Genomic DNA, 6,455 nt, shown 5'->3' with positions numbered 1-6,455 from the left:
CACCACCCCCCCCCCCGCGCGCCGCGGCGCGCCGGCCCCCGCGCGCCGCTCGCCCCGCCCCCCCCCGCGCGGCCCCCGCCGCCGCGCGGCCCCCCCCCCGGTTCTCGGGCACCTCCAGTACCCCGCACCGCCCGGGGACCGGCTCGGGCGTCTCCGGGCAGGGCCCCGGCACGAACCGCGCCGGAGCTCCCGACAGGGGCTCACGGAGCGGTGGTGACACGGCGCTGCTGGGTGTCGGGCCGAGCGCCCCCAGGAGGGCCAGCCCGGCCGCGACGAGCGCCACCCCGGTGGGTGACCCCGGGGAACGCCTCTGCGCGCACCTGCGCCGCATCCGCCTCCGCACGGACCTGCCGATCCCGCGAACGGTCGGCAGGCAGCCCTGACCGACGCCCTGTTCCACCATGTGATGCCTTTCGCCGTCGTCCCCGGCCGCCCGTCGGGACCGACGCCGGGTGACTCCGCCCGCCGCCGGGACGTCGGTGCGGGCGCTGTGTAAGCCAGCCTGCGTTCGTGGGGAGACGTCCACCATTCACGGGCTCCACTCGGAGCAGCGCGGCACCACCCCGCGGTCGGTCCTGCCGGGGCGACGCGGTTCACCTGCTCATGTGTTGCGACGACCGCTGGAATCCGCCGCGATCGGCGTGCCGGGGGCGTTTTCGCGCGCCTCGGCTCCGATCGTTCACCGTGCGGTTCGGGCAGCGCCATGTGCGCTCGGAGTCGATCCACGGTCCGGCCATCCTCCATGTCGGTGAGCGTTCGGGTCTCAGCCATCCAAACGTGCTGTGCGGCTGCCCGGCCGTGCTTCAGTGGCCGCGGGAAGTCCGGGCAGCACGGCGTGGAAGGGCGGACGGATGGCGGGTGAGGGCGGATTCCCGTCGCGGGGGGTGTGGCGGCGGCCGGCGTTTCGGTGGGTGGACGTGCTGGTGACGGCGGCGCTGGTGGCGCTGCTGTACGGGCTGCTCAAGCTGGCGCCGTCGCTGGACGCGCCGTTCCTGCCGTCCACGGCGCCGTCCTCGGTGTCCACGGACGCGTCGAACCTGCCGTACTACGCGGTGCGGTCGCTGCTGCGGATGTTCGCGGCGCTGGTGGCGTCAGTGGCGTTCACCTTCGTGTACGCCACGGCAGCGGCCCGGATGCGGCGGGCGGAGAAGGTGCTGCTGCCGGTGCTGGACATCCTGCAGTCGGTGCCGATCCTGGGCTTCCTGTCGGTCACGGTGACCGCGTTCATCAACCTGTTCCCCGGCTCGACGCTGGGGCTGGAGTGCGCGTCGATCTTCGCGATCTTCACCTCGATGGCGTGGAACATGACCTTCGCCTTCTACTACTCCCTGATGTCGCAGCCCCGGGAGCTGGACGAGGCGGCGCGGGTGATGCGCCTGACGAAGTGGCAGCGGTTCTGGCGCCTGGACGTGCCGAGCGGGATGATCCCGCTGGTGTGGAACGGCATGATGAGCTTCGGCGGGGCCTGGTTCTTCCTGGCCGCCTCGGAGTCGATCAGCGTCCTGAACCACCACTACGCGCTGCCGGGCATGGGGTCGTACGCGGCGACCGCGATCGCGGCCGGCGACCTCGGGCAGGTCGGCATCGCGATCGCGGTCATGGTGGTCATGGTGATCGGCGTGAACGTGCTGTTCTGGCGGCCGATGACGGCCTGGGCGGAACGGTTCCGGGTGGAGGAGTCGGAGGCGGCCGAGCGCCCGCGCAGCGTGGTGCTCGACATCCTGCGCCGCTCCAGCGTGCCGGAGCTGATCGGGCGTCCGATGCGGCCGGCGAGCCGGGCGCTGGAGCGCTGGACGCGCCCGTTCGGGTTGGCCGAGCACCCGCTCGGGGTCTCGCCGGTGCGCGAGCGGACCGGGGACGTGTTCTTCGCCGGGGCGGTCGCGGCCGTGGTGGTGTTCGGCGCGTGGCGGGCGCTGGCGTACGTGGACGGCACGGTGGGCCTGTCCGAGTTCGGGCACGCCTTCGCGCTGGGCGCGGCGACCTTCGGCCGGGTCCTGGTCCTGCTCGCGGTCGCCACCGTGGTGTGGGTGCCGATCGGCGTGTGGATCGGGATGAACCCGAAGGTGACCCGCTTCGCCCAGCCGGTGGTGCAGGTACTGGCCAGCTTCCCCGCGAACTTCATCTTCCCCTTCGCGACCGTCTTCTTCGTCGCCGCCGGAATCTCACTCGACCTCGGGTCGATCCTGCTGATGGCGCTCGGCGCCCAGTGGTACATCCTGTTCAACGTGATCGCCGGGGCCTCCGCCGTCCCTACCGACCTGCGCGAGGCGATGACCAGCTTCGGCGTCCGCGGGCGACTGCGCTGGAAGTCGTTCATCCTGCCGGCGGTCTTCCCGTACTACATCACCGGCGGGATCACTGCGGCGGGCGGTGCGTGGAACGCCTCGATCGTCGCCGAGGTCGTCGACTACGGCTCCCACCACCTGGAGGCCACCGGCCTCGGCGCCTACATCGCCAATGCCACCGGCACCGGCGAGTTCCCGAAGATCCTGGTCGGCGTAAGCGTGATGAGCGTCTACGTCGTCGCCCTCAACCGGCTGCTGTGGCGTCGCCTGTACCGCCTCGCCGAGACCCGTTACTCGCTCTGACCCACTCGAAGGGGAACACCGATGACCACCGGTACCCGTGGCACACCCCGCACCGGGGCCACCATCGTCGAGGCAGCCAACGTGACGAAGACGTTCACCACCCCCGATGGGAGGGCGCTGCCGGTCCTGGACGACATCAGCCTGCGCCTGACGGAAGGAGAGATCGTCGCGCTGCTCGGCAAGTCCGGCTCCGGCAAGTCCACCCTGCTGCGCTGCCTGGCCGGCCTGATCCCGCCCTCGGCCGGCACCGTCGCCTACCGGGGCGAGCCACTGGCCGGCGCCAACCCCGGGGTGGCGATGGTCTTCCAATCCTTCGCCCTGCTGCCCTGGCTCACCGTGCAGCAGAACGTCGAACTCTCCCTCCAGGCCCGCAACGTTCCCGAGCGGGAGAGGCGCGAGCGGGCGCTGAAGGCCATCGACCTGATCGGCCTGGACGGCTTCGAGGGCGCCTACCCCAAGGAGTTGTCCGGCGGTATGCGCCAACGCGTCGGCTTCGCCCGCGCCCTGGTCGTCGAACCCGACGCCCTGTTCATGGACGAGCCGTTCTCCGCCCTCGACGTGCTCACCGCCGAGAACCTCCGCTCCGAACTCACCGGCCTGTGGGAAGGCCACGAGGCCCCGGTCAAGTCGATCCTCATCGTCACCCACAACATCGAGGAGGCCGTCCTGCTCGCCGACCGCGTCCTGGTCCTCTCCTCCAACCCCGGCCGGATCAGCGCCGAACTCGCCGTCGACCTGCCCCGGCCGCGCAACCGCAACGCCCCCGCCTTCGAGGCCCTGATCGACACCGTCTACGGCATCCTCACCGGCCGCGAGGCCCGCACCGAGGCCGAACCCGCCGCCCCGCAGGCCGCCACCCCGATCACCACCCCGCTGCCACCGGCCACCGTCGGCGGCCTCGCCGGCCTCCTCGAAATCCTCCTCGCCATGGGCGGCGAAGAAGGCCTCGCGGAGATCGCCGACGAACTCAACTTCGAGGTCGACGACCTCCTGCCCCTCGTCGACGCCGCCGTCCTCCTGGGACTGGCCACCACCGCCGACGGCCGCATCTCCATCACCGACGCCGGCCGCGAGTTCGCCGCCGCCGACATCCTCACCAGCAAACAGCTCTTCGCCCGCAACGCCGCGCGCCGCGCCCCGCTGGTCCGCGCGATCGTCCAGACCCTCGCCGCCACCGACGACCACAAGCTGCGCGAAGACCTGTTCCTGGACCTGCTGCGCGCGGGCTACGGCGCCGAGGACGCGCGGCGGCAGCTCGAGACCGCGATCGACTGGGGTCGGTACGGCGAGCTGTACGACTACGACGCCGACGACGGCGAGTTCGCTCTCGAACCCGGGGCGGAAGCGGCGCTTTAGGGAATCGGCACTGTAGAGAAGCCCCGCCCCCGGTCAGCTCGTGGACAGCTGGACGGTCTTGACGATCACCAAGGTCACCGCGAGGAGCAGGTAGCCGCGCAGGGTGAGCAGGCCTGCCTTCCGCAGAGCGGAGAACTGCGGCCTGGGCAGGGTATGCAGGGCTGGTGTGCGCCAGAACGTCCGGTCGTGCTCCAGGGCCACCTTCCGTTCCGTCCTGCTGAGCGGCGAGCCGTCCGCGTGCTGGACCTGCATCAGCCAGGCCTCTCCCGTGACACCGCCGAAGGCATCGCCCTTCGTGTGCCGCGCTTTGAAGGCCTCGATGCGGGCTGTCTGCTGCGTGTACTGGGTGTGGAGCACGATGAGGACGCCGCCGATCAGGCCGACGAACGCACCGGCCGCGAATCCCCAGGCCAGCTGGGTGGTCGTGAGGTCGGGGAAGAACGTCGCGGCGGTGAGGGCCAGCGAGAGCAGGACGAGGACCCAGACGATGACACCCGCGGCGACGTTCTGCTTCACGGTGTTGACCCACGGTCCGAGCACCGGGCGGTCGTTGCACAGCAGCACCAGGAACACGGTGGCCGAGGGCAGCAGGACACCGGCCAAAGCCTGGACGCCCTGGGTGATCAGGCCCTGGACGTGAGCGTCGGAGGTGAGCGTGATGGTGGCGGCGAGACCGATCAGGACGGCGTAGCCGAGATAGAAGAGCGGTGCCTCGCGCAGCTTCCAGTGCAGCGAGTGCCGCTTCTTGAACGTGTCGCCGAGGGCGTACGTGGTGGCGAGGCTGACGGCGTTGGCGCCGATCAGCGAGGCGTCGAGCAGCACGATCGCGAACAGCGCGCCGAGGGTGTGGCCGCCGTGCCGGCCGAGGCCGTCGGCGACTGCTCCGGCGTCGGTGAACCGGCCGAGCAGGTCGGTGTCCTGGAAGACGAAGGCGGCGGTGGCCATGATGGCGATCGCGCCGGCCATCACGACCACGATGCCGATCCGCAGGTCGGCGCGTGCGTAGTGGATCCAGCGCGGGGTGATCCGCTTGTCGACGACGTTGGACTGCTGGAAGAACAGCTGCCAGGGGGCGACGGTGGTCCCCACGATGGCAATGATCACCAGCAACAGAGTGGAGTCGAGGCCGCCGGGGAACCGCGGCACGATTCCGGCCGCGGTCTCGTCGAGCTTCGGGTGCGCGAGCAGGGCCATCGGGAGCACGATCACGTTCACGGCGATCAGTGCGAAGAGGAACCGCTCCCAGCGCCGGAACGATCCGCCGGCCACCACGGCGAACAGCAGCACGGCCGCGAGCGGCACCGAGACGTACTGGGGGATGCCGAAGTAGTCCAGTGTCTGGGACACGCCGATGAACTCGGTGACCAGGGTGAGCGCGTTGACCAGGAACAGGTCGCCGACGCTGAACATCCCCCAGAACCGGCCGAAGCGCTGGAAGATCAGCCGGGCGTGGCCGACGCCGGTGACCGCGCCGAGCCGGACCACCATCTCCTGGTTGACGTAGAGCACCGGGATCAGCAGGGCCAGCGTCCACAGCAGCTTCATGCCGTAGTTCTGGCCCGCCTGGGCGTACGTCGCCACACCACCGGCGTCGTTGTCGCCGACCATCACGATCAGGCCCGGCCCCATGACGACCAGCAGGGCCCTGAGCCGCTCCCCCAGCGATCCGCGTCGACCGGTGTCGTCCTGCTCGATCGTGCCGAGCGCGCCCACGATGTCGCCGACGTGCGCGCTGTCCGTGCCCGCTGGGCCGACCGCTGCCTGCGGTGTCGTCGACTCGCTGGGCTCGGGCCTCTGGCTCCGGGCCGGGCGAGTGGTGTGGAAGGCCATCGCGCTTCTCCTCTGAGGTGTCTGCGGGGGGGCAGGCCGGCGACACGCCTGTGTCAGGGCACGCCGATGAGAGCGGCCGGGCGGGGCCGCAGTGAAGGGCTGGGCAGCGTGCACCGCACCCGTGGTGGCCGTGGGACGCCACGGGTGTGGCGGTCACCTCCATCGGACCGGCCGCGGGCATGCCGAAGGCACACCGGCGCCGTGGGGGCGAGTGAGCGTGGGTGTTTGCCTGCGCGCTGTCAGCAGGCGGCGGAGCGGCGGGCGGCTCTGGTGAGCCGGTGGGCCGCGGCGGGCGGCAGGTCGGCGAAGCGAGCGAGCCAGTCGGCGCGGTGGCCCTGGCGGGCGAGCAGGTAGGCCAGGTGTACGCGCGGCTCGTAGGCCGAGGCGGCGGTGTCGGCGGTGCCCGAGTGCGGGCAGCTGCCGGGATCGTCGAGGCGGTAGGCACGCTCGACGCCGTCGTGCAGGGCCAGGGCGACGCGCGGGCAGGTGTGCTGCCTGGCGGAGAGGGTGTGACGCACGGCTTCTCCCTTCCCCTTCCCCCTCGGGGTGAAGGGCGGGTCAGGCTTCCGGGCGGGTCAGGCTTCCGGGCGGGTGGGGCGGCGGCCGGTGAAAGGGGTCCCCGCCCCCCCCCCCACACGGCTCATTTGCCCAGGGAGGTGTTGACGACATTGATTTTTAGCC

The 6,455-nt window shown here is 71.4% G+C and carries 4 protein-coding genes; 2 read left to right on the top strand and 2 right to left on the bottom strand.

Annotated elements, in window-relative coordinates; genetic code table 11:
* Window positions 1-911: 911 nt before the first annotated feature.
* The gene (locus tag ACFV4G_RS30870; RefSeq protein ID WP_380445410.1) at window positions 912-2,588 is read left to right on the top strand and encodes an ABC transporter permease; all 1,677 of its coding nucleotides are present in this window, start codon (window positions 912-914) and stop codon (window positions 2,586-2,588) included.
* Window positions 2,589-2,609: 21 nt separating this feature from the next.
* Entirely contained in the window at window positions 2,610-3,944 is a 1,335-nt protein-coding gene (locus ACFV4G_RS30865; RefSeq protein ID WP_380445409.1) for a nitrate/sulfonate/bicarbonate ABC transporter ATP-binding protein, read from the top strand.
* Window positions 3,945-3,977: 33 nt separating this feature from the next.
* Here ACFV4G_RS30865 and ACFV4G_RS30860 read toward each other — a convergent pair whose 3' ends face one another.
* Both ACFV4G_RS30860 and ACFV4G_RS30855 read right to left on the bottom strand, forming a co-directional pair.
* Window positions 3,978-5,774: an NRAMP family divalent metal transporter gene (locus ACFV4G_RS30860; RefSeq protein ID WP_380445408.1), complete on the bottom strand. Its 1,797-nt coding sequence runs from the start codon at window positions 5,772-5,774 to the stop codon at window positions 3,978-3,980.
* A gap of 239 nt (window positions 5,775-6,013) precedes the next feature.
* Complete coding sequence (locus ACFV4G_RS30855) at window positions 6,014-6,292, bottom strand: hypothetical protein (protein ID WP_380445407.1); 279 nt, start codon at window positions 6,290-6,292, stop codon at window positions 6,014-6,016.
* Window positions 6,293-6,455: the final 163 nt, after the last annotated feature.

The sequence above is a fragment of the Kitasatospora sp. NPDC059747 genome (genome assembly GCF_042732955.1).
In the GTDB taxonomy this organism is placed as follows: domain Bacteria; phylum Actinomycetota; class Actinomycetes; order Streptomycetales; family Streptomycetaceae; genus Kitasatospora.
Note: the sequence above shows the minus strand (reverse complement) of the source record. Positions and strands in the feature narration are given on the sequence as shown.